This is a genomic window from Hyphomicrobium nitrativorans NL23 (genome assembly GCF_000503895.1).
GTDB classification, from domain to species: domain Bacteria; phylum Pseudomonadota; class Alphaproteobacteria; order Rhizobiales; family Hyphomicrobiaceae; genus Hyphomicrobium_C; species Hyphomicrobium_C nitrativorans.
Window position 1 is genome coordinate 2945511 of the sequence record NC_022997.1, and the last position, 23585, is coordinate 2969095.

Consider the following 23585-nt stretch of genomic DNA (forward strand, 5'->3'; position numbering starts at 1 on the left):
GGGGCGTCCGGAAAACAATCGCGTGATCCCTCCCCCCGCTAACGGGAGGAGGGGAAGAGCGTCGTCTGTTACTCGGCGGCAGCGGGCGGAAGCTGCGGACGCTCGGTCGGCTCTTCGGTTGCGGCTTCCTCAGGCGGCGGCAGCTCGGAGTTGAGAAGCTCGACGTTGAGGCCGAGTGCCCGCATCTCCTTGACGAGCACGTTGAAGCTCTCCGGCACGCCCGCTTCGAACGCGTCGTCGCCGCGCACGATGGCCTCGTAGACCTTGGTGCGGCCCGCCACGTCGTCCGACTTCACGGTCAGCATTTCCTGCAGCGTGTAGGCGGCGCCGTAGGCTTCGAGCGCCCAGACCTCCATTTCGCCGAAGCGCTGGCCGCCGAACTGCGCCTTGCCGCCCAGCGGCTGCTGGGTGACGAGCGAGTACGGACCGATCGAGCGGGCGTGGATCTTGTCGTCGACGAGATGGTGGAGCTTCAGGATGTACTTGTAGCCCACCGTCACCTTACGATCGAACGGCTCGCCGGTGCGGCCGTCGTAGAGACGGACCTGACCGGAGCTGTCGAAGCCGGCCGCGTCGAGCATGTCGACGATGTCGGCTTCCTTCGCGCCGTCGAACACAGGCGTCGCAATCGGCACGCCCTTGGTCAGCTTCTCGGCGACGGAGGCGAGGTCCTCGTCCTTGACGGAGCCCTTCACCACGTCCTTGCCGTAGATCTTCTCCATCTCGGCGCGCAGCTCGTCGGCCTTGCCGGACGCGTGGAACTCCTGAAGCGCCTCGTCGATGATGCGGCCGAGACCGCGGCAGGCCCAACCCATGTGGGTTTCGAGGATCTGCCCCACGTTCATGCGCGAAGGCACGCCGAGCGGGTTCAGCACGACGTCGACGTGCGTGCCGTCGTCGAGGAACGGCATGTCCTCGCACGGCACGATGAGCGAGACGACGCCCTTGTTGCCGTGACGGCCGGCCATCTTGTCGCCGGGCTGGATCTTGCGCTTCACGGCCACGAAGACCTTGACCATCTTCATGACGCCCGGGGGCAACTCGTCGCCGCGCTGGAGCTTGTCCACCTTATCGACGAAGCGGCGCTCAAGGCTCTTCTTGGCGTCTTCGTACTGCTTGTTGATGGCCTCAACCTCGGCCTGCGCCTTCTCGTTGGCGAGGCCGATCTCCCACCACTGGCTGCGGGGGATGTCATCGAGGATCGCATCGTCGAGGGTCGTGCCCTTGCGCGCGCCCTTCGGACCCTTGGCCACTTCCTTGCCGAGCAGCGTGTCCTTGAGGCGGGCGTAGACGTTGCGGTCGAGGATCTGCAGCTCGTCGTCGCGGTCCTTCGCGAGACGCTCGATCTCCTCGCGCTCGATCGCCATCGCGCGCTCGTCCTTGTCGACGCCGTGGCGGTTGAACACGCGCACCTCGACGACCGTGCCGGTTACGCCCGGCGGCAGACGCAGCGAGGTGTCGCGTACGTCGGAGGCCTTTTCGCCGAAGATGGCGCGGAGCAGCTTCTCTTCCGGCGTCATCGGGCTCTCGCCCTTCGGCGTGATCTTGCCGACGAGGATGTCGCCCGGGTTCACCTCTGCACCGATGTAGACGATGCCGGCTTCGTCGAGGTTCTTCAGCGCTTCTTCCGAAACGTTCGGGATATCGCGCGTGATTTCCTCAGGCCCGAGCTTGGTGTCGCGGGCCATGACCTCGAATTCCTCGATGTGGATCGAGGTGAAGACGTCGTCGTACACGACGCGCTCGGAGAGAAGTATGGAGTCCTCGAAGTTGTAGCCCATCCACGGCATGAACGCGACGAGCACGTTCTTGCCGAGCGCCAGATCGCCGAGATCGGTCGAGGGACCGTCGGCGACGATCTCGCCTTCCTCCACGCGGTCGCCGACGTTGATCAGCGGACGCTGGTTGATACAGGTGTTCTGGTTCGAGCGCTGGAACTTGCGCAGACGATAGATGTCGACGCCCGGCTTCGAGGGATCCGTCTCGTCGGTTGCGCGGATCACGATACGGGTGGCGTCCACCTGATCGACGATGCCGGCGCGGCGGGCTGCGATGGCCGCGCCCGAGTCACGGGCGACGACCTCTTCCATGCCGGTTCCGACGAGCGGGGCTTCCGCCTTCACGAGCGGCACGGCCTGACGCTGCATGTTCGAGCCCATCAGCGCGCGGTTGGCGTCGTCGTTCTCAAGGAACGGGATCAGCGCGGCTGCAACGGAGACGAGCTGCTTCGGCGATACGTCGATGTAATCGACCTTGTCCTTAGAAACCGGAAGCACGTCGCCGTTGAAGCGGCAGATCACCTGCTCGTCGACGAGGTTGCCCTTGGAGTCGATCTCGGCGTTCGCCTGGGCGACGTGGTGGCGCATCTCTTCCATCGCGGAGAGATAGGCGACCGTGTCCGTCACCTTGCCGTCCTTGACCTTGCGGTAGGGGCTCTCGATGAAGCCATACTTGTTGACGCGCGCGAAGGTCGCGAGCGAGTTGATGAGGCCGATGTTCGGGCCTTCCGGCGTCTCAATCGGGCAGATGCGGCCGTAGTGGGTCGGATGCACGTCGCGGACTTCGAAGCCCGCGCGCTCACGCGTCAAACCGCCTGGCCCGAGCGCCGAGAGACGACGCTTGTGCGTGATCTCGGAGAGCGGGTTGGTCTGGTCCATGAACTGCGAGAGCTGGGACGAGCCGAAGAACTCGCGCACGGCAGCCGCCGCGGGCTTCGCGTTGATCAGGTCCTGCGGCATGACCGTGTCGATCTCGACCGAACTCATGCGCTCCTTGATGGCGCGCTCCATGCGCAGCAGGCCGACGCGGTACTGGTTCTCCATCAGCTCGCCGACCGAGCGCACGCGCCGGTTGCCGAGATGGTCGATGTCGTCGATCTCACCGCGGCCGTCGCGCAGATCCACGAGCGTCTTGATGACGGCGAGGATGTCCTCGCGACGCAGCACGCGCATCGTGTCGGGCGCGTCGAGCTCCAGGCGCATGTTCATCTTCACGCGGCCGACGGCCGAGAGATCATAGCGCTCGGGATCGAAGAACAGGCTGTGGAACAGGTTCGTCGCCGCCTCGATGGTCGGCGGCTCGCCCGGGCGCATCACCCGGTAGATGTCCATCAGCGCTTCGTCGCCGTTCGAGTTTTTGTCGATGTTGAGCGTGTTGCGGATGAACGGCCCAATGTTGACGTGGTCGATGTCGAGGACGTGGAACTCCTTGATCTTCTGATCCTTGAGTTCCGCAAGCAGCTTCGCGTCCAGCTCTGCGCCGGCTTCGGCGTAGATCTGTCCGGTGTTGAGGTCGACGACGTCTTCGGCGATGTAGCGGCCGGCGAGGTCTTCCGACGAGACGAGCACTTCCTTGAGGCCGTTCTCGGCAAGCTCGCGCGCCTTACGCGCCGTGATCTTTTCGCCGGCTCTGGCCACGACATCGCCGGACTTGGCGTCCATAAGGTCGGCGAGCGGGGTCATGCCGCGCATCTTCTCGGCCATGAACGGCATCTTCCAGCCGCGCTTGGATTCCTTGACCGCGATCATGTTGTAGAACGTCGACAGGATCTCTTCGTCGTCGAGGCCGAGCGCGTAGAGCAGCGTCGTCACCGGCAGCTTGCGGCGACGGTCGATGCGCACATAGACGTTGTCCTTGGCGTCGAACTCGAAGTCGAGCCAGGAGCCGCGATAGGGGATGATGCGGGCGGCGAACAACAGCTTGCCCGACGCGTGCGTGCGGCCGCGGTCGTGGTCGAAGAACACGCCCGGCGAGCGGTGCATCTGCGAGACGATCACGCGCTCGGTGCCGTTGATCACGAAGGTGCCGTTCAAGGTCATGAGCGGCATGTCGCCCATGTAGACGTCCTGCTCCTTCACGTCCTTGATCGACTTGGAGCCGGTTTCCTCGTTGACATCGAACACGATGAGGCGAAGCTTGACCTTCAGCGGCGCCGAGTAGGTCATGTCGCGCTGCATGCATTCGTCGACGTCGTACTTCGGCGGCTCGAACTCGTAGCGAACAAATTCCAGCGTCGCGCGGCCGGAGAAGTCGGAGATCGGGAAGACGGACTTGAACACGGCCTGCAACCCGTGGTCGTCGGGACGGCCGCCGGGCGGCTCCTTGACCATCAGGAAGTCGTCGTAGGAGCTCTTCTGAACCTCGATGAGGTTCGGCATTTCCGCAACTTCGCGGATGTGTCCGAACTGCTTCCGAATGCGCTTGCGGGCGTTGAACGTCGTCGTCTCAGCCATGTCCGCTCCTCATCTCGATCAGGCCAGCGTCTCAGGGTACGACGCTGCCCGCCTTTTGCCCGACGCCGGGTCGCCGCCCCGGCAATGCGTCTCAGAACCTTCTTAAACGGCTCGCCGGAAGGCCTCTTTGCAGGTCAAAGACCCACTAAAGACCCTCCGGAGAACCGTTCGCACGACAACGCCCCCTCCCCGTGCCGGGCTGCGGCACGGGGAGACGGCAATGCCTTACTTGAGCTCGACGACCGCGCCCTGGTCTTCAAGCTGCTTCTTGAGCTTCTGCGCTTCGTCCTTGGACACGCCTTCCTTGACGGTCTTGCCACCGGCCTCGACGAGGTCCTTGGCTTCCTTGAGGCCGAGGCCCGTGATGGCGCGCACTTCCTTGATGACGTTGATCTTCTTGTCGCCGCCCGACTTCAGAATGACGGTGAACTCGGTCTGCTCTTCGGCAGCGGCAGCGCCGCCAGCAGCGGGAGCAGCAGCAACGGCCACAGCAGCGGCAGCCGAAACGCCCCACTTCTCTTCGAGAAGCTTCGCAAGCTCGGCCGCTTCGAGAACGGTCAGGTTCGACAGGTCTTCAACGATCTTTGCGAGATCCGACATCTAAATAATCCTTCCGGTTTAGCCTTGTAGAGAGGCGAGTTGTCCCAGCACATCCGGTGCCGGCCGACCCCTCGGTTGAGTAGTGCCCACGGGCCTTATGCGGCCTCGCCTGCAGACGCCTTGGCGTGAACGACGCGCGCGAGCTGAGCTCCCGGCTCCTTGATCGTGCGGGCGATCTTCGTCGCCGGCGCGTTCAGGAGACCGATCAGGGTCGCGCGGAGTTCATCCAGAGACGGCAGGTCGGCGAGTGCCTTGACGCCGTTCGCATCGAGGACATTGGCGCCCATCGCGCCGCCGAGGATCACGAGCTTATCGTTCTCCTTGGCGTACTTGACGGCGATCCTGGCGGCGGCAATCGGATCCTTCGAGTAGGCCAAAACGGTCGGCCCCGTGAAAAGATCGGCGATTCCCTCGGCAGGGGTGTCCTTGAGTGCGAGCTTCACCAGCTTGTTCTTCGCAACCTTGACGGAGCCGCCCGCGTCCTTGACGCGTTTGCGCAGTTCCGCCGATTGGGAAGCCACCAGGCCGGTGTTGTGGGCGACGACGACCACACCCGTGTCCTTCAACACGTCGTGGAGGCTCGTCACGAGCGCTTCCTTTGCGGCTCTATCCACCTCTTCACTCCTGGTTGCGACAGGGCCTCAGACCCGGTCGCGGGTTGCACCTAGCCGCAGCTTTCGGCCTCTCCCTTACAAAGGGAGTGCCCGACTGCGACGCTCGTCCTGTCCCGACCGTCCGCATATTTCGCGGCCGGTGCTGACCCAGAAGGCTCAAACCGGAAACTCGCGCCTCTCGACGCTCAAATCCGGGTGGTCTCCCGTCTCATGCGGGCCCTCTTTCGAGGTTTAATCTTCGCCGGCGAACCGGCTCCGTACCCTTCAATCTCGGACAGGTGCTCCAGTCATCGGGCCTCGAAAGACCTTCGGACCGGAGATCCGCAAGGCGCACGCAAGCGCGCCTTGCGGAATTCTGATAACTGCGCTTACGCCGTCGGCGTGGCCGACACGACCGTGCCGGTGTCGACGCGGACGCCCGGGCCCATCGTGGAGCTCACCGACACCTTCTTGATGTAGGTGCCCTTGGAGCCCGCGGGCTTCGCCTTGGCGACGGCATCCACGAACGCCTTGATGTTCTCGACGAGGGCATCTTCCGTGAAGCTCGCCTTGCCGATGCCGGCGTGCACGATGCCCGCCTTCTCGACGCGGAACTCCACCGAGCCGCCCTTCGCGCCCTTGACGGCGCCGGTGACGTCCATCGTCACCGTACCGACGCGCGGGTTCGGCATCAGGCCGCGGGGACCGAGCACCTTACCGAGGCGGCCCACGAGACCCATCATGTCAGGCGTCGCGATGCAGCGGTCGAAGTTGATCGTGCCCTTCGAGACGATCTCGACCAGGTCTTCAGCGCCAACGACGTCGGCGCCTGCGGCCTTGGCCTCATCGGCCTTGGGACCACGTGCGAACACGGCCACGCGCGCCGTACGGCCGGAGCCGTTCGGCAGGTTGCAAACGCCGCGCACCATCTGGTCGGCGTGCTTGGGATCTACGCCGAGGTTCATCGCGACTTCGACCGTTTCGTCGAACTTCGCCTTCGCGCGCTCCTTCACGAGGCGCACGGCCTCGTCGATCGCGTAGGCCTTGTTGGCATCGATGCCCTTGCGGACTTCGGCGTTGCGCTTGCCGCCTGCGATGCGGGTGGCGGCGACGGTCTCTGCGCTCACTTCTGCTTTTGCCATGAGTCTTACTCCGTCACCGTGATGCCCATCGAACGGGCGGAGCCGGCAATCGTACGCGCGGCCTGTTCCAGATCGTCCGTGTTCAGGTCCTTCATCTTCGTCTTGGCGATCTCGCGGACCTGGTCCATGGTCACGGAACCCGCAACATCACGGCCGGTCGCCTTCGAGCCCGACGTGATGCCCGCCGCCTTCTTGAGGAAGAACGACGCCGGCGGCGTCTTCATCTCGAAGGTGAAGGAGCGATCCGAAAACACGGTGATCTTCACGGGAATCGGAGTACCCTGCTCCATGTCCTTCGTCTTCGCATTGAAGGACTTGCAGAACTCCATGATGTTCACGCCGCGCTGGCCAAGCGCCGGGCCGATCGGCGGAGACGGATTGGCCGCTCCCGCCGGAACCTGTAGATTGATGTAGCCGTCGATCTTCTTTGCCATCGTATCCCCTAAGTTTGCGGAGAAGCTTCAAAGCTCTCCAGGGTTAGCGGTCAACGGGTTCCAAGACTTGCTCGAACCCTCCCGCACGCTCGAACCAGATAGACCTCAAAAACGTCCATCTCGTCCGCAACCGGCCTTGCGGCCGGCAATCCGTTTTCTTTAGGCCGGCACCTTCTCCACCTGCCCGAACTCAAGCTCGACCGGCGTCTTGCGGCCGAAAATCGACACGCCGACCTTGAGGCGTGCGCGCTCGCCGTCCACTTCCTCGACCTCGCCCTGGAAGGATGCGAACGGTCCGTCCACCACCTTCACCTGCTCGCCGATCTCGTAGATGATCGAAGGCTTCGGACGCTCCACGCCTTCGCGGACCTGGTTCAGGATACGCGCGGCCTCGTCGTCGGAGATCGGAATCGGCTTGTTGTCCGATCCGAGGAAGCCCGTCACCTTCGGCGTGTTCTTGATGAGGACGAACGCGGGGTCCGTCATCTCCATCTTCACCAGCACGTAGCCGGGAAGGAATTTGCGCTCAGCCTGCACCTTGCGGCCGCGCTTCACCTCCACGACCTCTTCCGTCGGCACCACGACTTCCTCGAACACATCTTCGAGGCCGGCCGAACGCGCGCGCTCGCGGATGGCATCTGCCACCTTGCGCTCGAAGTTGGTGTAGGCGTGAACGATGTACCAGCGCTTGGCCATTCTTAGATCGTCTCTTTAATTTTCACCGAGCCCAACGAAGCCCGGGAGTTCCGACACCCGATCAGCCGCGCAGCCCGAGCGCCGTGTTGACCAGCTGTCCGATGACCAAATCCGTGAGAAGGAAAAAGATCGCAGCCAACGTCACCATGATGAGCACCATGATCGTCGTGATCCACACTTCCTTCCGTGTGGGCCAGGTGACTTTGGAGACCTCCTGCCGTACCTCTTGGACGAATTGAAATGGATTGAACTTCGACATCAGAACCGCTTCCTGAGCGCCATGCGACAAATCGGCGCACCCCTCTCGTCAAGGGATCCACCTTTCGAGCCGGACCGGGCGCCCTCGTTCCTGGTCCGCTTCCAGAACTGCTGGCAGGGGTGGAGGGTCTCGAACCCCCAGCCTTCGGTTTTGGAGACCGACGCTCTACCAATTGAGCTACACCCCTCTACGCATGGCTTGAGCGCGCCTTATCGACGCAAAAAGGCGCGCAATGCCTTATGCGGGGGCGGCATCCTTAGCTGAACTTTTTACCTTTGTCACCGCCCCTCAGGCATTTTATCGGGCGGGACCGTCGGATTTTTCGACCACGACCGCAGTTCCATAGGCCAAAACCTCGGTTACGGCCGACGCCATCTCGTTGGCGTCGTAGCGCATGGCCAGAATCGCGTTGGCGCCCGCCTCTTCGGCGTGCCGGATCAGAAGCTCGTAAGCCTCGTTGCGCGCATCCTCGGCAAGGCGCGTGTAGATCGCAATATTGCCGCCGAAAAGGATCTGGATCGCCGCCCCGATGTTCCCCACCACGCTGCGGGACCGGACCGAGAGGCCGCGCACAATGCCGAGGTGGCGCACGACCCGGTAGCCTTCGAGTTCGTTGGTCGTCGTGACGATCATGGGCAGGTTTCGCGAAAACAGACGGGATTGGGGAGCAAAGATCTTCTCTTCATCCACTCCGAACACGGCAGAAACAAGCCCTGCGCGCGGCACGGTCGAGCTGCAGCATCATGCGAACGCTATCCGGCGACCTCACCTTGCGGCGGCCGCGTACTCGGCGGCCAGAAAGTCGATGAAACTGCGCACGGACGGCAACAAGCCGCGCCGCGAAGGGAAGACGGCGTGAACGATGCCGCCCTTTGGCGTCCAGCCCGGCATGACGTTCACGAGACGTCCCCGCTCGACATTGTCTCCGACGACCATCGTCGGCAGGCGGACAACGCCCACGCCGGCGGTGGCCGCCTGAAGGAGTTGCGCCATGTCGTCGGTTACGAGGCGGGGCCTGTGCGCCACGCGCACGGATGCGCCGCCGGCGCCCTCAAGCTCCCACACGTGCTTGGAGACAGCGGGGGCGAGATCGAGGCTCGGAAGCGCCCCCAGGTCTGCCGGGACCAACGGCAACGCTCGACTCCGCACGAGATCCGGGCTTGCGACCATGATCTGCGCGCTTTGGCCGAGTGTCCGCATGACGAGGTCCGTCTGCTCGATGGGCGGGAAGCGGACGCGTAGCGCGACGTCGATGCCCTCGCCGATCACGTCGACCCGGCGCGATGTGGAGTTGAGTTCGATGCTCACGCGCGGGTTGGCCGCCATGTAGCGCGCGATCATCGGACCCACCTCGAAACAGACCAAAGCAGGCGGCGCGCTCACGCGGATGAGGCCCTGAGGGGCGGAGCGGGAACGCTCGATCAGCTCCTGAGCCGCGCCCGCCTCCACGAGCATGGCGACGCAGTGGCGATAGTACTCCTGCCCGATCTCGGTGACGGCGAGCTTGCGCGTCGAGCGCTGGAGCAAACGCACGCCGAGGCGTTCCTCCAACGCCAGAACCCGGCGGCTCAGCTTCGATTTCGGGATGCCCAGCGCGCGGCCGGCGGCCGCGTAGCCGCCGTGATCGACCACCTGAACGAAGAAATAGAGATCGTTGAGGTCCTGCATGGCTTGAATGTCCCATAAATAGGACGGTGCAGTCAATTTTCGGCCTATTTCAGCTTTGTCGTCCTCAATCTATCTCTGTTGCAGAACGCCGGCCATGCCGGTTCAGACAGGAGAGACCGCTATGAGGCAGATTCTCGGAGTTTACACCGCCCCCCGGCCCCACTGGGTCGGTGACGGCTTCCAGGTGCGCCCCATGCTTTCGCACCACGATCAGGGCGCGCACGTCAGCCCCTTCATCTTGCTCGACTATGCGGGCCCGACCTCGTTCGAGCCGACCACGGCGCGACGCGGTGTCGGCCAGCATCCTCACAAGGGGTTCGAGACCGTCACCATCGTCTACGACGGCGAGGTGGAGCATCGGGACTCGACGGGCGCAGGCGGCGTGATCGGACCGGGCGACGTGCAGTGGATGACGGCCGCTCGCGGCATCGTGCACGAGGAGTTTCATTCGGAGGCGTTCGCCAAGACCGGCGGCGCATTCGAGATGGCGCAGCTCTGGGTCAACCTGCCGGCCAAGGACAAGTCTGCAGACCCAGGCTACCAGACGCTCCTCAACGCGGACATCCCCGCTGTCGCGCTGCCCGATGGCGCCGGCACGCTGCGCGCAATCGCGGGCAGCTACGGCGGCGTCACGGGACCGGCTCGCACCTTCACGCCCATCAACATCTGGGACGTGCGGGTGAAGGCCGGCAAGTCCGTCACGCTCGACGTGCCGGAGGGGCATACGCTCTCGGTGCTCGTGCTTTCCGGGTCGGTCACGATCAACGGCCAGGAGAGCGCACAGGACGCGCAGACCGTGCTTCTCGGCCGGGACGGCGGAGCGTTCAGCGTGGACGCCCAGCGCGACGCCAAGCTGCTCGTGCTTTCCGGCGAGCCGATCGACGAGCCGGTCGTCGCGCACGGGCCGTTCGTCATGAACACGGTCGGCGAGATCAAGCAGGCGATGCTCGATTTCCAGCACGGCCGGTTCGGCACGATCGGCGAAGCGACAGCGTGACGAAAGCAAAGGCGGCTCCGGTCGAAAGGCCGGGGCCGCTTTTTCATGGGCGAGCCGTCCACGCCCATCAAGAAATCCACCACCAACCCTGAGGACTTCGACCATGACGAAACCCTACATCCGCCTCGACAAGGACAACGCCGCCGTGCTCCTCGTCGATCATCAAACGGGCCTGCTCTCGCTGGTTCGCGACATCGACCCCGACAAGTTCAAGAACAACGTGCTCGCGCTGGCCGACATCGCTGCCTACTTCAAGCTGCCCACCATTCTCACGACGAGCTTCGAAGAAGGCCCCAATGGCCCGCTCGTGCCGGAACTCAAAGAGCAGTTCCCCAACGCGCCCTATATCGCGCGCCCCGGCCAGATCAACGCGTGGGACAACGAGGACTTCGTCCGCGCCATCAAAGCAACGGGCAAAAAGCAGCTCATCATCGCAGGGGTGGTGACGGAAGTATGCGTTGCGTTCCCGACGCTATCGGCCATCGAAGAAGGCTACGACGTGTTCGTCGTCACGGACGCTTCGGGGACGTTCAACGAGATCACGCGCCATTCGGCCTGGGACCGCATGTCTGCAGCCGGCGCGCAGCTCATCACGTGGTTCGGCGTAGCCGCGGAACTCCATCGCGACTGGCGCAACGACGTCGCAGGGCTCGGCGCGCTGTTCTCGAACCACATCCCGGATTATCGCAACCTCATCACGTCGCACACGAAGCTGACTGCCGGGCAGTAGCTCGGGCGAACGGGCGCGAGACACGAGTACAAACAAAAAGCGGGCGACGGCTTGATACCGTCGCCCGCATTGTATTCCGTATTGCGTATTGCGCATTCGCGCGATGGCGCGCTTCCCGCGCTACTGCGATACCTTGCGGAGCGCGTCCGCGATGCTGTCCTTTAACTGAAGGCGCACCTTCCGCAGATTCTCTTCCGCGACCTCGTCCATCGGCGTCACTCTGGTTTCGGCCAGATGGATCTGGTCGTTCACCTCGTCATACTTTTCGAGCAGGCGCGCGAAGTCCGGGTCCGACACCTTGAGGTCGTGGATCCTGTCCATCTGTCCCGGAAATTCTTCGGCCAAGGTGTGCGGTGTATTCGACATCAACTGTCCTCCGTAACGTTCGTCGCCCAACGCGTAGCATCGAGATTGGATGAAACTTTTGCGCGCAATCAAGCGCCCGCGAGAGAACGCGTGCGGGAGGGCGGAGGTTGCACCTCGGTACGCTGCGACGGATTCGGAGGAGGGATTGGAGCGGGTGATGGGAATCGAACCCACGTATTCAGCTTGGAAGGCTGCTGCTCTACCATTGAGCTACACCCGCATCCCTAGAAAGATTGGGCTTTTTAGCCTATTTCGCCCCTCCGTCAAACGGACAAATTGGGAACAACAGTCAAAACGGACAAGGCTGTCCCGAACATGTCCCGAAGCGATCCGAGGGGTGTTCGGCCCTCGTTCCCTCTCGCCATCTACGAGTCTCTACAACTCTCCCCCTACAGAGAAGAAAGAGGCCTTCCGCAAGACGCTGCGCGCTCTGCCGGGCTACCCCTGGCTGCCGTGCCCGATCTGCAAGGGCACGGAGAGTTGCGATCACATCGGCGCCGAGCGGGCGCGAGCAGCAATTCCGGGGCTGGTGTTCCCGGATGAACCCACCGTCAATTAAGGAGACTTCGCCGTGGGCGATTGGAATTGCAAGTGCGACGACTGCGGGCGCTTCATGACGTGCACGCCAGAGGCGTCGTGGGCGATCCGGTACGACTTTGTCGCGATCGCATTTGACCAGTTTAGATATGTAGCGTATTCCTCCCTCCGACGGCAGAATGGCCGAGTCGGAAGAGGGGCGGGCGCATGCTCAAGGTCGCGGTTGATTACGTCCTCAAGCCTATTATTGGCGTTATCGTGGGCCAGATCTTCCTTGCGCTCTGCCGATGGAAGGGGTGGCAGCCAGAGCAGGTCTTGGGGGAGCTACTCATGACCTCCCCAAGCCCGGAAGCTGTACAGGTAATCTATTGGGCTCTTTCTCTGCTCATGGCTATCGGCGTGTGGGCGTTTTTGTCTCGGTGGCCGAAGATCCGGTTGTGGCTCTTTGGAACGAAGAAGCCCACTTCGGGACCAGCGCAAAATCAACATGCTGACGGTCCGGACATGACCATTAGAGACCTATTTTTTATCTTGATACCGATGTCATGGACGAGCCGCGATGGCTTGCTGTTGGCCAAGTCGTGCGGGATCATATGGCCCTTGGGCGACTGCGTTGTTGGGGGCGCCCCGTCAGAGACGACGAGTGGGTCGAGGATCTTGTGGGAAACCCGGTGCGACCGGCCCCAGACAAGATCTCCAAGACCTATTGGCAGCGGGCACAATTCACCTATCTGTTTCTCAGTGATGACCCGATTGCGGGCGCCGCGCCTCATACATCACCGGACTTGAATTCCGGGCTCCCGGTCTACCGAGACCTTAAGGTCAGCAAGGCGCAAGCAATGTCCTTGGATTGGTCAGATATTCCAAAGTTCAGAGCCAAGAATGAAGTCTACTTCGCGGATCGCCGAGATCGAGAAGGTGAGGAATAGAGATGTCACGCGGCAAATACCTCAGCCTTGAAGAGGCCCGCGAGAGCGGAGACTTCCAACGCTTCTGCGAGGAACACCCCGCAGAAGCCGACCGCGAACGCTTCCTGAAGATCCTTCAGCTTATGAGCCAAGGCGCTTTAGAAGGAGAGGAAACATCACCTCGGGATGGTGCCGCAGGTTCCACCGGAACTCGAACTCGCCGAGGTACTTAGGCAGGTGGTCTTTCGAGACGTGGATGTGCGTGCCACGGATCGAGCGCTTAATCATCGCCCAGAAACCCTCAATCGTGTTCGTATGCACGTCGCCGCGCACGTATTCCTTGCTCTTGTGGTGGACCGTCTCGTGCTGGAAACCGCACTTGTTGAGGTCAGAATAGCCTTTGTGCTCGTCGGTCGAAATCCGTGACCCTGGCAAGACGTTCTCCGTTACCGTGACCTCAAGGGAATTGCGAGACGTGTCCGGGACGACGCGGGTAATGACGTCGCCATTGCGTTCTACCATTCCAACCACAATGGCCTTGTTGGTGAGGCGGCTTTGGCCCTTGCGCGCTTTCTCCCGGCCGCCAAGGTACGTCTCGTCAGCTTCGACATGGCCGGACAGCGGCGTGTCGCCATCGACGGCGGCGAGATACTTCCGGATTTCGTGCCCCATGCGCCACGCGGTCTTGTAGTTCACGGAAAGCTGGCGCTGGAGTTCCTTGGCGGGAACGCCGTGGCGTCGTCGTCGTGAACAGGTTACATCGCATAGAACCACTTCTGGAGTGGCGTATGGCGACTTGTGGAACGGGGTCCCGACCATGGGGTGGACGTGGTTGCCACACTGGCAGGTCGTAAGCAGGCTGCTTTGAGAGCTTCTTCCACTTTCCAGTCTCGCCGCAAGCGTGAGCATTGGTGGTCCATGCCGAACCGCGCGTGGAACAGGTGCTCCTAAGGCCAAGCGTCGTCGTCCGGAAACATCTTCATGAACTCAATGATCGTGATCGGCTTTGCCATGTCGGCTCCCTCCATCTGAGAACCAACATACCGTAAAGGGCCACAGTACGTCAACTGGTCAATTGCGGTCGCGATGGAGCCGATTTGCGAACGCTGGCGGTGCAAGCGCTGCACGGCTGAGCTAGGCGAGGTCACGTCGAATGCTCGCCCTCACAACGGCGACATGCGCGGGCATCAGGGCCGATTTGCAGAATTAGAAACCGTATAGGCAGGAGCCGAAATGCCGAAAAATATAGCCGTTGGAGATGTCGTCCAACTGAAGTCGGGCGGGCCACCTATGACGGTCGGCAAGATCGAATGCCCAACCACGAGCCACAACGAGGACACTGCGCTCTGCGCGTGGATTGGTGAGAATGGGCAGGGCGAGACCTACACGTTCCCCGTCGTATGTTTGCGGAAATATTGATCAGCGAGGGAGGCCGAAGTGAAGAAGCAGGTTCGCGTCTACACTTGCAAAAAGCACCCGAACTGGTCGCTTGAGACGGCGGCCCCGCTTATCGCAGGCGGTCTCAAGACGATCTGTCCGTTGTGCCGCGAGGAGTTCATCATCGCCAACATTGGCGAGGCCGACTGCCGCATCGAGGTGCGCGAAGTCGAAATGGCAAATAGTAAATAAAGGAGCGCTAACATAATAGCCCCGCCGCCATCCGGGGAGCTATCGGACGACGGCGGGGCCGGGCGCGCGCTCAAGCCACGGGGAAGAAGCCGAGCGCGATCTGGATATGTGTAAATTTCGTGGTTTTATGGACATATCGGGTGCGATGTGTCCGTTACGTGGACATATCGGGAAGGCGCCCGCTACCGCGCAATGTGCAGCAGAAGTCCCGTTACGAACGCGCCTAAAGCCAGCCCCCACATCGCTAGTCGGATGACCGTACGGCGTTCAGCGCACTCGTCACCTCCGTCAGAGGAGGAGCCCCCGCCAGGCCGAACCCCGCTGCTAACAGCAGGATAGCCAAGATGATCTCGCGGATAGGGGGCAGCACCTCCGCCAAATATTTCAGGCGCGAAGCCGGTGGCTCCGTGGGCTCGCGGCCAAAGGCTTCCAGCCGGCTCACTCTGTCCTGCAAATCCGCGATCCGGTCGAACGCTTTCTCGACCGCTTGGAGCGTCACGCGCTGTCCGTATTGGACCCCACCAATCTGACCCTTGATCTCGTAGAGGATGTCGTACACCGACGGGGGCTTGAGGCTGTGGTGGCCATTTATGCCGGGTGGCTCGTGCATCGGCGCGACGCTCCATTAGTGGGGTCTCCTTGATGTCCTCAGAGCCCGAACAGAGGGCAGATCTTCTTAGGCTTGCGCTGCGTCCGGCGCTTGATGGGTGCGTTTCGGACAGTGATCGTCTGGAGCGTGACGTCAGCCGGTGCGATTTGGATGGCAGGGACGCACTTGGGCGTGTCGCTGGCGTCCTCGCAGATGAGATCGGGGTTGAGCGACTTGTGAACCTGTAAGTCTTCCTTACCTGTTGCAGATGCGCTGATCTCGTCGATGTCCATTTCCACGAGCGCCAGCCGGTCCTCAATATCGTAAAGGCGCGGCTCTGTTGGAGCAGACCGCATCGTCGCGAGACAGCTCGTGGATACCGCGAGAAGTCCGAGGCCGAGCGTGAGCGTGGCGACCTTCCCGAAGGCGCGCCATGCGGGAGACATCATGTTTTTCATGGGCTAACGGAAATGCTTCGCGATCCAATCGAACGGATCGGTCGAGGATTGGGGAGCGCTGGTCTTTGGAGCGGGTGTTGCCGGGGCAGAGCGAGTCACTGGCGGCGAAACGTGTGCGGCCTGGGGTGAGGGCCTGCCCCAGCCTCCAACCTCGTAGGCGAGGATGATGGAAGCGAGGAAAAACACGCCGGCAAAGCCGTTCGAGAAGATGTGATCGAGGGCAGATGCGATCCGGGTGCCTAGATAAGTGAGCGTCGCCTTGATCGCCCAAACGACGAGATCGACGAAGCCTTCCGCGATCTTTCCAGCCGCAGCCGTGATCGGGTTGCTGAGGATCGTCGACGCGGCACCTGGCGCGAACTTGCCCAAGACCTTGAGCGCGACACCTGCGAGGCCGAGCAGGCCGCCGCCCCAGCTCGCAAGGCCAAAGAGGCTGGTGAGGATGGTGATCATGCGGCCTTCCTCCGGGTGCTGGATTTGCGTGCCGGTTTTTTGTCGCGATCCGTCTTACGTGACACTTTCCGCCTGGGCCGCTTTTCGGGCAGCGGCGCATCGAACATATCCACAGCATCAGCTTCCGGTTCGATGTCCGTCTCGTAGGGAGGCTTGGTCAATGCGCCGCTGTTCGGGCGGAGCCGCTTCACGGAACGATAGAGGCCAATCCCGAGGGTGATCAGAACTATGAACGACAAGATCGGGACAATGGCCGGAACGGTGTCGCCAAGCTCCCGCACCGGTGCCGTTGCACGCGAGGCTTCCGACGCCGCTTCCGGGAGGAACCCGACCACGGCCGCGATGGAGTCAACGGCGTACAACACCCACCCCTTGCAGGTGTAGTAGATGGTGCCGAGTAGGCCGAGAATGCCGACCGTTTTCTGTCCGACCGACTCCTCCTTAACAACCTCCGAGACCGGACGGACGTTCGGGACCGGACGCCGGTAGCCGAGGACCTGGCTGCGAGAACCAGTGCGGGGAACTGTCATCCGCGTGACCGCGCCCGACTGATTGAAACCGACGATGGTGAGCGTCGTGGCGGTCCACGATTCAACGAACGCGACGTGTCCCTGCCAGCTATTCGGCTTCACTCGCCAGAAGATGACGAGGCAGCCTTCCTCAGGCTCATCGAGCGCGTGACCATATTTCAGATAGTTCCGAGCGAGCTGGCCCGCCTCGCCTTCGATGTAGGCGAAGCCGGTGCGCTTGAGCATCGCTCCGGCGCCGACTGCACAATACGAATGGTCGTCGCCGCGGAGCGGGCTGCCGACCTCGATGAACAGCTTCTCGATGAAAGGATTCGTGTCGGGGCCGGGGATGCGCCGCTCGCCAAGATGCGTCTTGGCCATTTCCAGGGGAGCCGTCTGTGGAACCGGCGCCACCCGATCAATCGGAACCGACCCACCCCCGATCACCGTCACGAACTGCTCGTGGGCCTCAACCCACTGAGCGTCCGTCATCGGGTATTCGCGGCCGGCCTCGTGCCAAGCCATCGCCTTGCAAAGCTCAATCGCCATGTCCGGCGTTTCGATGAGCTGCTTCGTCACGTAGTCGTGACGGGTCCACCGGGTGCGGGACTCGATTACACGGAGATACGAATTGATGTTGTTCCCGCCGCTCCACTTCGCGATGGCAGCTGAGAATGTCAGTCCAGCATAGACGCGGTGCAAAAGGTGCATGTGAGCGGACGCGCCGTCCACCATCGTTGGGAACGTCGCGATCCGGTGCCCGCCTCCGATGATGGCGTGAGACGAGCCGCCAAACAGCCGCGAGCTTGGGCCTGGATACTGCGCTCCGCTATTGCGGTGCCGAACACTCGCCGGAATGGACATCATCTCATTCTCCCATAGAAAAAGGGCCGGCGAATGCCAGCCCTGATCGCAGTTTTGTTGTGTGGCGCCGCCTAACCGAGAGTTTTGACATCATTGAATAATGCGCTTATCCAATGATGGCACATCGGATCAACCATATACGGATCATTCAATGCGCTGGACGAACCACAACGGCATTCTCACCCCGAACAGACGCCACATACTAGGCGGCCTCGCAGCCTTGGGAATGACACCATCCGCAGTCGTCGCAGCCCAATCGCCAAGCATTGTGGACGACTACGGCGCGGTAGGTGATGGCGTAACAGATGATCGCGTCGCGTTCACGGATGCGTTCAACGATATAAACGCCGGCGTCATCAATCGCCTACGCATCCCAACACTGCCGGGAGCCAGCCCCACAGCGCCCACGAAATACCGCATCTCCGGCCCGTTGCCGATCATCGAAGCTCAGGGGTTCCGCATCGACGGTGACAGCATGTGGGAAACACAGCTGATCAGGGATTACAACGCCACCGCAGGCGAGGGATTCATCGATATTCGCGGCCCCTCGATTGGCTGGACCTTGAGCAATCTGACGATCGCTTCCGCTACAGGTCGAACGGGAGGCTCGGCGGTGCAAGTCATGGCCGGGGCTACGACTGGTTACACCGGCGGCAAATCCCTGCTCGAAAACCTCAACCTTACGGCCTACGGCACGAACTGTTGGGATTACACTCTGTGGCTCAATGGTAGTCTGAAAACAGACGCCCCAACTGGTTTGCGCACCATGACGCTGAGGAATGTCGAAGTGTTTGGAGCGGTGGGCTACAGCGCTATCATTTCCGCGATTGTTGGCCTTTCCTGGCACGGAGGTGGGTGCTGGCCCGCGTCCGGCACAGGTGCTCAGTCTGGCGCCATTCTCCTAACGGGATCGACCGCCGTTCCGTCTAGCTCGGTGATGGTGAGTATCCTCGGGTGTAACGGGCTTGTGCTGAGTAATTGCCACCATGGCGTGATCGACTGTTCAAACATCGGCGCAATCGGTGGCGTGTCCGTGAGCGCGGCGAACACGTGCAGCAATTTCTACGTCCGCGGGCCGCGATCTGGCACCACCTCTCTAAATTGGGTTGCAAGCTCGATTATGTAAGCGAGCCCGCCACGATGAAAAGATCGTCCACCTGCTGCTCCGTCAGTCCCAGCCCCGGCGCGAGCGCCGCGATGAACGGACTGTGGCGCTCGAACACGGTCGCGTACTCCCACGCGATCCGCGCGGCCGCGTCAGTCTCCGGGTTGGACACGAGCGCCTCAACGGCGGGCAAATGCCCTGCATAGTGCAGCGCCATGCGCGCCTGATACGGCGTCACCGATTGCGGAACAATCGGCGCGTTCGCGTCGATGGCGGAGATTGCGGCTTCGGCTGCTGCGATCTGCTCTGGTGTCGCCGTGTCTGCATAGTCCACGCGCCACGTTTGTTTGTCGCTCCGAGCGCCCACCGATACCCCATGGATGGGGCAAACCTCACCGACGGTGCGCATCAGCGCCTGCATGAAACCGTGTAGCTCATCTAATGTCATGCCATCACGCTCCCAAACATGCCGCAATTCCAGTTCCCGGCGCTCGTACCGTAGAACGTGGCGCCTGTGTTACCTTTTTCGAGGGCATGCACTTGATGGAAACCGATGCCTGCCATGCGCTTCAAAACAGCCGTTGCCGAACCAAATGCTCCACCGGAAGCACCGAACGACCATCCTCCAATGGCGTCCGGGTTCCCGGACACCCAGTCGAACCCAATTCCCGTAACGGGCGTCGCGGACGACGTCATGGCTTGGTGGGCGAACACTTCGATAGGGTCCTCATCCAGGCCGACGACGAACTGAAACCTGTTGTTGCTGTTCGCGTTCATGACCCGGAAGGTCGCGGTGGTATAGGCCCACGACGTGGCGGGCTCGATGGCGCGCATGGGGCGAGAGACGCGATTGTACGCATTCCATACGAAACGCTGCGCCACGGTGTTCACGCCGCCGCTGCGGTCATCCGTCGTCCCGTTGCCCAGCATAAACACAGTGCCGAGATAGGTGGCCTGCGCCGCTGGCACCTCGATCGTATCCCCTGCCCCGTCACCGTAGCGCAGCAGCATCGCGGAATCGTTGACAGGGAGCCACGTGCGAGAGAGCGCAGCGGATCGCGCAGTGGTCGAGGCCCATGCAGGTCCCGTACCGAAATAAAACTCACCGTCTACGGTCGCGTAGAACAAGTCGAATAGACCATTGGCAGCATGGTATCCGGTGTGTCCGGAATCGCCGTCAAACGACAGCGACAGCTCACCCCCCACATCGACGACGTGCCATTCCGCTCCGTCCCACACGGGCACAGATCGGCCATTGTAGGCGGCGTAGTAGATGCTCGTTGCATTCGTGACGTCGCCCGTCGACACGGGCGCGCCGCTTTGCAGCGTCAACCTGCCGCCCGGCATAAGCAGGCCGCCCCCGAGCCCGCCGCCACCTCGAAACTCTTCAATCTCGACCGGATCGGCTCCGAGCGTTCCGCCGCGATCAGAGGTACACCGCCAGAGCGTGTCGGCGTTCTCGTCGCCCTCCATCACGGAGAAGTAGACGCCGGGCAGGCTGTCGAAGGTGTCGAAGGAAGGATGGCGTGATGCCGCGCCAGAGGCGGGGACGATGTAGGGACCGTTTTCCTCTTCTTCCGTCTGAAACGCCAGCAATACGACGTCGCCCTCGGCAACCATAACGCCATCGACGGTCTTGCCGTCCTCAAGATCCTCGGAAATGTCGACGTTTCCGGTTGCAGCCAAACGCACGACTTGGAATGATTGCGGGTCCGCTCCGAATTCCTCTCGACCTGCCGTGATGATCACCGTCGGTGCAGTACCGAAGTTTACGGCACTACCGCCGTTCGAGGAATCCTGGATCGTGGTCCGTTCGAGAATCCACCCACCGGACGTATTTAGAGCTCTGCCGCGGCCGATCTCCCATTGGGTCCCGGTCGCGTTTAGCGCCTTGTACGGATAGGTCTTCCCGTCCTCGGCTCCAGCATCTTCCAGGTTTCGGAACGTTAGATCTTCTGTTCCGTCGGAAAAGTCAGCCGTTCCCATGCTGCCCGCTGTAAAGCGGCAGTTGTCAAGCAAGTCAGCCATGTGTCTATGCGTTCCCTATCAGCAGCCGCAGCCCATGGCGGCGGGATTGGCGACCAGGCGGAATTGCCCCTGGCCGACTTTGGCTTCCGGAGAGGTGGATTCTATAAACCAGTAGATATTTCCGGGATCGGCCTCAGAACTGTCCCATGTCGCAGACCATAGGCCGTTGGAACCTATCATTTCGATCTCATCACACGCCTTGCACCCTCGCTTGAGATAGCTAATGCGCAAAAGCGCAGATTCCGGGACAGTTGGGTTCTTGTCTTTGTCGCGAAACTGGCAGTCGTAGAATTCAACGAGGGCCCCGCGTGTAACTTCGATCATAGCTATGCTTCTCTGATTTTGATGCGGACAGACCCAATTCCGATACGGAGAATGACGCCGTCCGGCGTCTCGCGATTAATTTCTTCGGTCTTGACCGAGAATGAGTCGTCAATAACGAGCGTGAGCGTGTCGGAGACGAAAATCTGTTCTGCAAATCCATCTGTGCTCGATGGCTCGAACAGAGCCATCGAATGAAGTGGGCCGTGAAACAGCATGGAGGCCTCAGTTCAAAAGGACGTTGAGGCGCCTGCCGCGTATGCGGACGGACGCGCCACCAACGCCAATGTTGTGCAGCACAGAGGCAGGTTTGTTTCGCTCAATACGGTCGAGGTATTCCCGCACCCACAGGCCGATCACGTCATCAACGTCTAGGGTTACGAGAAGGTCGGAAACGACATCGCCAACCAAAATATCGACGGCATCTGACGCATCAATCACCGTCGTTACCGCTACAAGGTCCAGGATCGGGAGATATACATCGTCAGCTACATCTGCCTGAACGAGAACGTTGAGTGCGTCGACAACGGAGAGCGAGAAGTCGTCGAACACCGACGCAGACCCGGCTATCCCGAGCTGATCGTCTATGGTGACAACGATGCTGTCAGACGCCGAAACACTCCCGAAGATCGACGCTATATCGGAGACGTGAAGGGTCACGTCATCCGACACGCCGACGTTGGGGACGATCTCGCCAAGATGCTCCGTTATGATGATAGAGATCGCGTCCGAGACGTTTTTCTCGACGACTCCATCGCTTACAACGCCCTGGTCGAAAAGGGCGCGTTCAAAGAGAGCACCGTGAAAGAGCATCGTGTGTTACGAGCCTATCTCAACAGTGAGGGTCGCGGTTAGCAACCAGGATTGGGCGTTGGTCTTCGTTCCAAGCGCGTCAACTTTTCGGGTCAGCATCACTCCTGCCGAATCGGCATTGAACAGGCCCCATTCTGTCCATTCCCAATTGGCATCGTCAGTGCCAAACAAAGCCTGAAACGAGAGCTCGTTGTTCATTCGCTGGGGGTAGCCCGCCTCCATACCCCTGCGGAGCTTGTTTAACGAAGCTTGCAGATCGGTCTGGCTGGCAGCGAACGCCGTGTTGCTATCCCCAGCACCAAGATGCGCATTCGCGTTATCGAACGACGTGAAGCTGTCGGCAATGATCGCGGAAGCAATCGCGTTGCGGCCCGATTCAGTGAGTGGCATGTGTTCTCTCCTATCCTTCGCCTTCGACGGTCTCGACCGGCGTCTTTTCCGGGGAATAGTCCCCTTCGTACTTTTCGATGCGGTATTTGACGCCGACGCTGATCTCAACCGTCTCTCGTTTGTTGCCTTGAAGATCGGAAACGAGTTGGTCGATCTCTCTGGCCTTCTCAGGTATGTAGGGGCGGAGCGCGTTGGCAATCGCCTTTGCGCGCTTGATCTGCTCGTCCCGCGTCATAGCTTGATAAACCACGTCCCGAGCCGATACGGGCTCATTGTGTTGACACTGATCGCCTGGCCGCCGCCGTCGAGCCTGATAGAGCCCCCCAGCGATAAGGTGTCCTGGGTAAGATTGAACTGGCGAGGGGTATCGACGCCACCCGCCGCGAGGTTGAAGATGGTCCAAGAAAAATTTCGGACGACGCCGGTGTTGTTTGTGATCGTAAGGGTGTGTGGAAGGGCGTAATCTGGAAGGTTGGCTTTCGTGACGTTAAACGAACGAGATTCCGCGCCCCCACCTGAACCAGGGACAGTTGGCGAGCCTCCCGAGATAGTTCCCGCTGCGATGTTCCCCATGTCGTCAAGCCCTAACGGTCCGCGGCCGCGCATATCGAGTGTAGCGATCTGCTTATTGGCGAGAAAGTCAGAAGCGGCATTCGATCCGCGCCCTCCCGTGACCGGACAAAGGGAATTTGGGAACGTGTTCCAAATGAACTCGAACAACGGTTGGGTGTCTGCGTTGGCGCGTTCCGTAGCCCCTGATGTTGCGGACCCGATTGTTCTGCCGTTTGCGCGAACAGCGCCTGTCCGCGTGGCGCTGACTGGCTGCCAGAAAAAATCCCCGGTCTTGAGGATGGCGGTCTGATCGACGCTGCCTCCTCCGCCACCACCTCCACCTTCTGATGGCCCCAGCGCCATCACATTCAGGAGGTCGAAAAGGACGGTTGATCCTCTGGCATCCGTGAGGCGCGCGCGATACGACCCGTCCGGGAGCCAGAACTCCGGAATCATCCCCGCGCTATCTGTCCTCAGCGGCCAAGGGTTCAGGACGCTGAGCCCGGAATCCGCATAGCTATCTACTGGGATAAGTGTGTTCGCTTGGTAGAGGTACAACGGGGCGTTGACCAACAGTCGGCCCTGGGTGTCGAACCTCTGGGAGAGTGCGAGAGAAAAGATTGTGCCTGCCACGGAAGGATGTTCCCTGGTTGAAGAAGGACGTTGATGTGTGGGCGGAGGGGCGGTAGGATTCGCCGCTTACTGAACGAGG

The 23585-nt window shown here is 61.5% G+C and carries 28 protein-coding genes, 2 tRNA genes and 1 pseudogene; 5 read left to right on the forward strand and 26 right to left on the reverse strand.

The window, feature by feature from the left end:
* Window positions 1-68: 68 nt before the first annotated feature.
* The 10 genes from rpoB to W911_RS13790 form a co-directional block, all read right to left on the reverse strand.
* The gene (gene rpoB, locus W911_RS13745) at window positions 69-4232 is read right to left on the reverse strand and encodes a DNA-directed RNA polymerase subunit beta (RefSeq protein ID WP_023788152.1); all 4164 of its coding nucleotides are present in this window, start codon (window positions 4230-4232) and stop codon (window positions 69-71) included.
* 225 nt (window positions 4233-4457) lie between these two features.
* Window positions 4458-4832, reverse strand: a complete 375-nt coding sequence (rplL, locus tag W911_RS13750) for a 50S ribosomal protein L7/L12 (protein ID WP_023788153.1) — start codon at window positions 4830-4832, stop codon at window positions 4458-4460.
* A gap of 95 nt (window positions 4833-4927) precedes the next feature.
* Complete coding sequence (gene rplJ / locus W911_RS13755; RefSeq protein ID WP_023788154.1) at window positions 4928-5446, reverse strand: 50S ribosomal protein L10; 519 nt, start codon at window positions 5444-5446, stop codon at window positions 4928-4930.
* 368 nt (window positions 5447-5814) lie between these two features.
* A complete protein-coding gene (gene rplA, locus W911_RS13760; RefSeq protein WP_023788155.1) occupies window positions 5815-6567 on the reverse strand; it encodes a 50S ribosomal protein L1 in 753 nt (250 codons plus the stop codon).
* Window positions 6568-6572: 5 nt separating this feature from the next.
* Entirely contained in the window at window positions 6573-7001 is a 429-nt protein-coding gene (gene rplK, locus W911_RS13765; RefSeq protein ID WP_023788156.1) for a 50S ribosomal protein L11, read from the reverse strand.
* A gap of 159 nt (window positions 7002-7160) precedes the next feature.
* The gene (nusG, locus tag W911_RS13770) at window positions 7161-7697 is read right to left on the reverse strand and encodes a transcription termination/antitermination protein NusG (protein ID WP_023788157.1); all 537 of its coding nucleotides are present in this window, start codon (window positions 7695-7697) and stop codon (window positions 7161-7163) included.
* 61 nt (window positions 7698-7758) lie between these two features.
* The gene (secE, locus tag W911_RS13775; protein WP_041318827.1) at window positions 7759-7956 is read right to left on the reverse strand and encodes a preprotein translocase subunit SecE; all 198 of its coding nucleotides are present in this window, start codon (window positions 7954-7956) and stop codon (window positions 7759-7761) included.
* 111 nt (window positions 7957-8067) lie between these two features.
* Window positions 8068-8143: transfer RNA gene (locus W911_RS13780), tRNA-Trp, on the reverse strand.
* Window positions 8144-8253: 110 nt separating this feature from the next.
* Window positions 8254-8589 carry a YbjQ family protein gene (locus W911_RS13785; protein WP_023788159.1) on the reverse strand — a complete coding sequence of 112 codons (336 nt, stop codon included), beginning with the start codon at window positions 8587-8589 and terminating at the stop codon, window positions 8254-8256.
* A 132-nt stretch (window positions 8590-8721) separates the two neighbouring features.
* On the reverse strand, window positions 8722-9624 hold the full coding sequence (locus W911_RS13790; protein WP_023788160.1) for a LysR substrate-binding domain-containing protein: 903 nt from the start codon (window positions 9622-9624) through the stop codon (window positions 8722-8724).
* Between the two features lie 121 nt (window positions 9625-9745).
* On the opposite strand from W911_RS13790, the gene W911_RS13795 reads away from it, so the two are divergent.
* Both W911_RS13795 and ycaC read left to right on the forward strand, forming a co-directional pair.
* Window positions 9746-10621: a pirin family protein gene (locus W911_RS13795; RefSeq protein ID WP_023788161.1), complete on the forward strand. Its 876-nt coding sequence runs from the start codon at window positions 9746-9748 to the stop codon at window positions 10619-10621.
* A gap of 103 nt (window positions 10622-10724) precedes the next feature.
* A complete protein-coding gene (gene ycaC, locus W911_RS13800; RefSeq protein ID WP_023788162.1) occupies window positions 10725-11351 on the forward strand; it encodes an isochorismate family cysteine hydrolase YcaC in 627 nt (208 codons plus the stop codon).
* Between the two features lie 120 nt (window positions 11352-11471).
* Here ycaC and W911_RS13805 read toward each other — a convergent pair whose 3' ends face one another.
* The 4 genes and pseudogenes from W911_RS13805 to W911_RS13820 all read right to left on the reverse strand — a co-directional run bounded on the left by W911_RS13805 (window position 11472) and on the right by W911_RS13820 (window position 14175).
* Window positions 11472-11717, reverse strand: a complete 246-nt coding sequence (locus tag W911_RS13805) for an HP1242/YdcH family protein (RefSeq protein WP_041316594.1) — start codon at window positions 11715-11717, stop codon at window positions 11472-11474.
* 146 nt (window positions 11718-11863) lie between these two features.
* A tRNA-Gly gene (locus W911_RS13810) sits at window positions 11864-11937 on the reverse strand.
* Between the two features lie 1251 nt (window positions 11938-13188).
* Complete coding sequence (locus W911_RS18920; protein WP_023785995.1) at window positions 13189-13314, reverse strand: hypothetical protein; 126 nt, start codon at window positions 13312-13314, stop codon at window positions 13189-13191.
* Window positions 13304-14175, reverse strand: a pseudogene (locus W911_RS13820) (IS1595 family transposase). Before W911_RS13820 ends, W911_RS18920 begins: the two are co-directional and overlap by 11 nt.
* Window positions 14176-14395: 220 nt before the next feature.
* Here W911_RS13820 and W911_RS17910 point away from each other — a divergent pair.
* Both W911_RS17910 and W911_RS13830 read left to right on the forward strand, forming a co-directional pair.
* Window positions 14396-14581 carry a YodC family protein gene (locus tag W911_RS17910; RefSeq protein WP_081717746.1) on the forward strand — a complete coding sequence of 62 codons (186 nt, stop codon included), beginning with the start codon at window positions 14396-14398 and terminating at the stop codon, window positions 14579-14581.
* A gap of 18 nt (window positions 14582-14599) precedes the next feature.
* The gene (locus W911_RS13830; protein ID WP_023788164.1) at window positions 14600-14791 is read left to right on the forward strand and encodes a hypothetical protein; all 192 of its coding nucleotides are present in this window, start codon (window positions 14600-14602) and stop codon (window positions 14789-14791) included.
* A 244-nt stretch (window positions 14792-15035) separates the two neighbouring features.
* On the opposite strand, the gene W911_RS13835 is transcribed toward W911_RS13830, so the two are convergent.
* Genes W911_RS13835 through W911_RS17490 form a run of 4 tightly spaced genes read right to left on the reverse strand, consistent with a single transcriptional unit; the run spans window position 15036 to window position 17664 of the window.
* Window positions 15036-15401: a hypothetical protein gene (locus W911_RS13835; RefSeq protein WP_023788165.1), complete on the reverse strand. Its 366-nt coding sequence runs from the start codon at window positions 15399-15401 to the stop codon at window positions 15036-15038.
* Between the two features lie 38 nt (window positions 15402-15439).
* Window positions 15440-15838, reverse strand: coding sequence for a hypothetical protein (locus W911_RS13840; RefSeq protein ID WP_023788166.1), 399 nt, complete (start codon window positions 15836-15838; stop codon window positions 15440-15442).
* A gap of 3 nt (window positions 15839-15841) precedes the next feature.
* Window positions 15842-16291 carry a hypothetical protein gene (locus W911_RS13845; protein ID WP_023788167.1) on the reverse strand — a complete coding sequence of 150 codons (450 nt, stop codon included), beginning with the start codon at window positions 16289-16291 and terminating at the stop codon, window positions 15842-15844.
* Window positions 16288-17664 carry a C40 family peptidase gene (locus W911_RS17490; RefSeq protein WP_144083606.1) on the reverse strand — a complete coding sequence of 459 codons (1377 nt, stop codon included), beginning with the start codon at window positions 17662-17664 and terminating at the stop codon, window positions 16288-16290. The genes W911_RS13845 and W911_RS17490 overlap by 4 nt, the downstream gene beginning before the upstream one ends.
* A gap of 151 nt (window positions 17665-17815) precedes the next feature.
* Between W911_RS17490 and W911_RS13855 the strand changes: the two genes are divergently transcribed.
* A complete protein-coding gene (locus tag W911_RS13855) occupies window positions 17816-18790 on the forward strand; it encodes a pectate lyase family protein (RefSeq protein WP_023788169.1) in 975 nt (324 codons plus the stop codon).
* On the opposite strand, the gene W911_RS17495 is transcribed toward W911_RS13855, so the two are convergent.
* The 8 genes from W911_RS17495 to W911_RS13895 are packed head-to-tail and all read right to left on the reverse strand — an operon-like array spanning window position 18783 to window position 23506.
* Complete coding sequence (locus tag W911_RS17495) at window positions 18783-19217, reverse strand: hypothetical protein (RefSeq protein ID WP_144083607.1); 435 nt, start codon at window positions 19215-19217, stop codon at window positions 18783-18785. The two genes, W911_RS13855 and W911_RS17495, sit on opposite strands and share 8 nt — an antisense overlap.
* Window positions 19214-20797, reverse strand: a complete 1584-nt coding sequence (locus tag W911_RS13865) for a hypothetical protein (RefSeq protein ID WP_023788171.1) — start codon at window positions 20795-20797, stop codon at window positions 19214-19216. Before W911_RS13865 ends, W911_RS17495 begins: the two co-directional genes overlap by 4 nt.
* Window positions 20798-20815: 18 nt before the next feature.
* Window positions 20816-21121, reverse strand: coding sequence for a hypothetical protein (locus tag W911_RS13870; RefSeq protein ID WP_023788172.1), 306 nt, complete (start codon window positions 21119-21121; stop codon window positions 20816-20818).
* Between the two features lie 2 nt (window positions 21122-21123).
* Entirely contained in the window at window positions 21124-21336 is a 213-nt protein-coding gene (locus W911_RS13875) for a hypothetical protein (RefSeq protein ID WP_023788173.1), read from the reverse strand.
* 7 nt (window positions 21337-21343) lie between these two features.
* Window positions 21344-21931 carry a hypothetical protein gene (locus W911_RS13880; protein WP_023788174.1) on the reverse strand — a complete coding sequence of 196 codons (588 nt, stop codon included), beginning with the start codon at window positions 21929-21931 and terminating at the stop codon, window positions 21344-21346.
* A 6-nt stretch (window positions 21932-21937) separates the two neighbouring features.
* A complete protein-coding gene (locus W911_RS13885; protein ID WP_023788175.1) occupies window positions 21938-22321 on the reverse strand; it encodes a hypothetical protein in 384 nt (127 codons plus the stop codon).
* Window positions 22322-22331: 10 nt separating this feature from the next.
* Window positions 22332-22556, reverse strand: a complete 225-nt coding sequence (locus W911_RS13890; RefSeq protein ID WP_023788176.1) for a hypothetical protein — start codon at window positions 22554-22556, stop codon at window positions 22332-22334.
* Window positions 22553-23506, reverse strand: coding sequence for a hypothetical protein (locus W911_RS13895; protein ID WP_023788177.1), 954 nt, complete (start codon window positions 23504-23506; stop codon window positions 22553-22555). Before W911_RS13895 ends, W911_RS13890 begins: the two co-directional genes overlap by 4 nt.
* Window positions 23507-23585 lie beyond the last annotated feature (79 nt).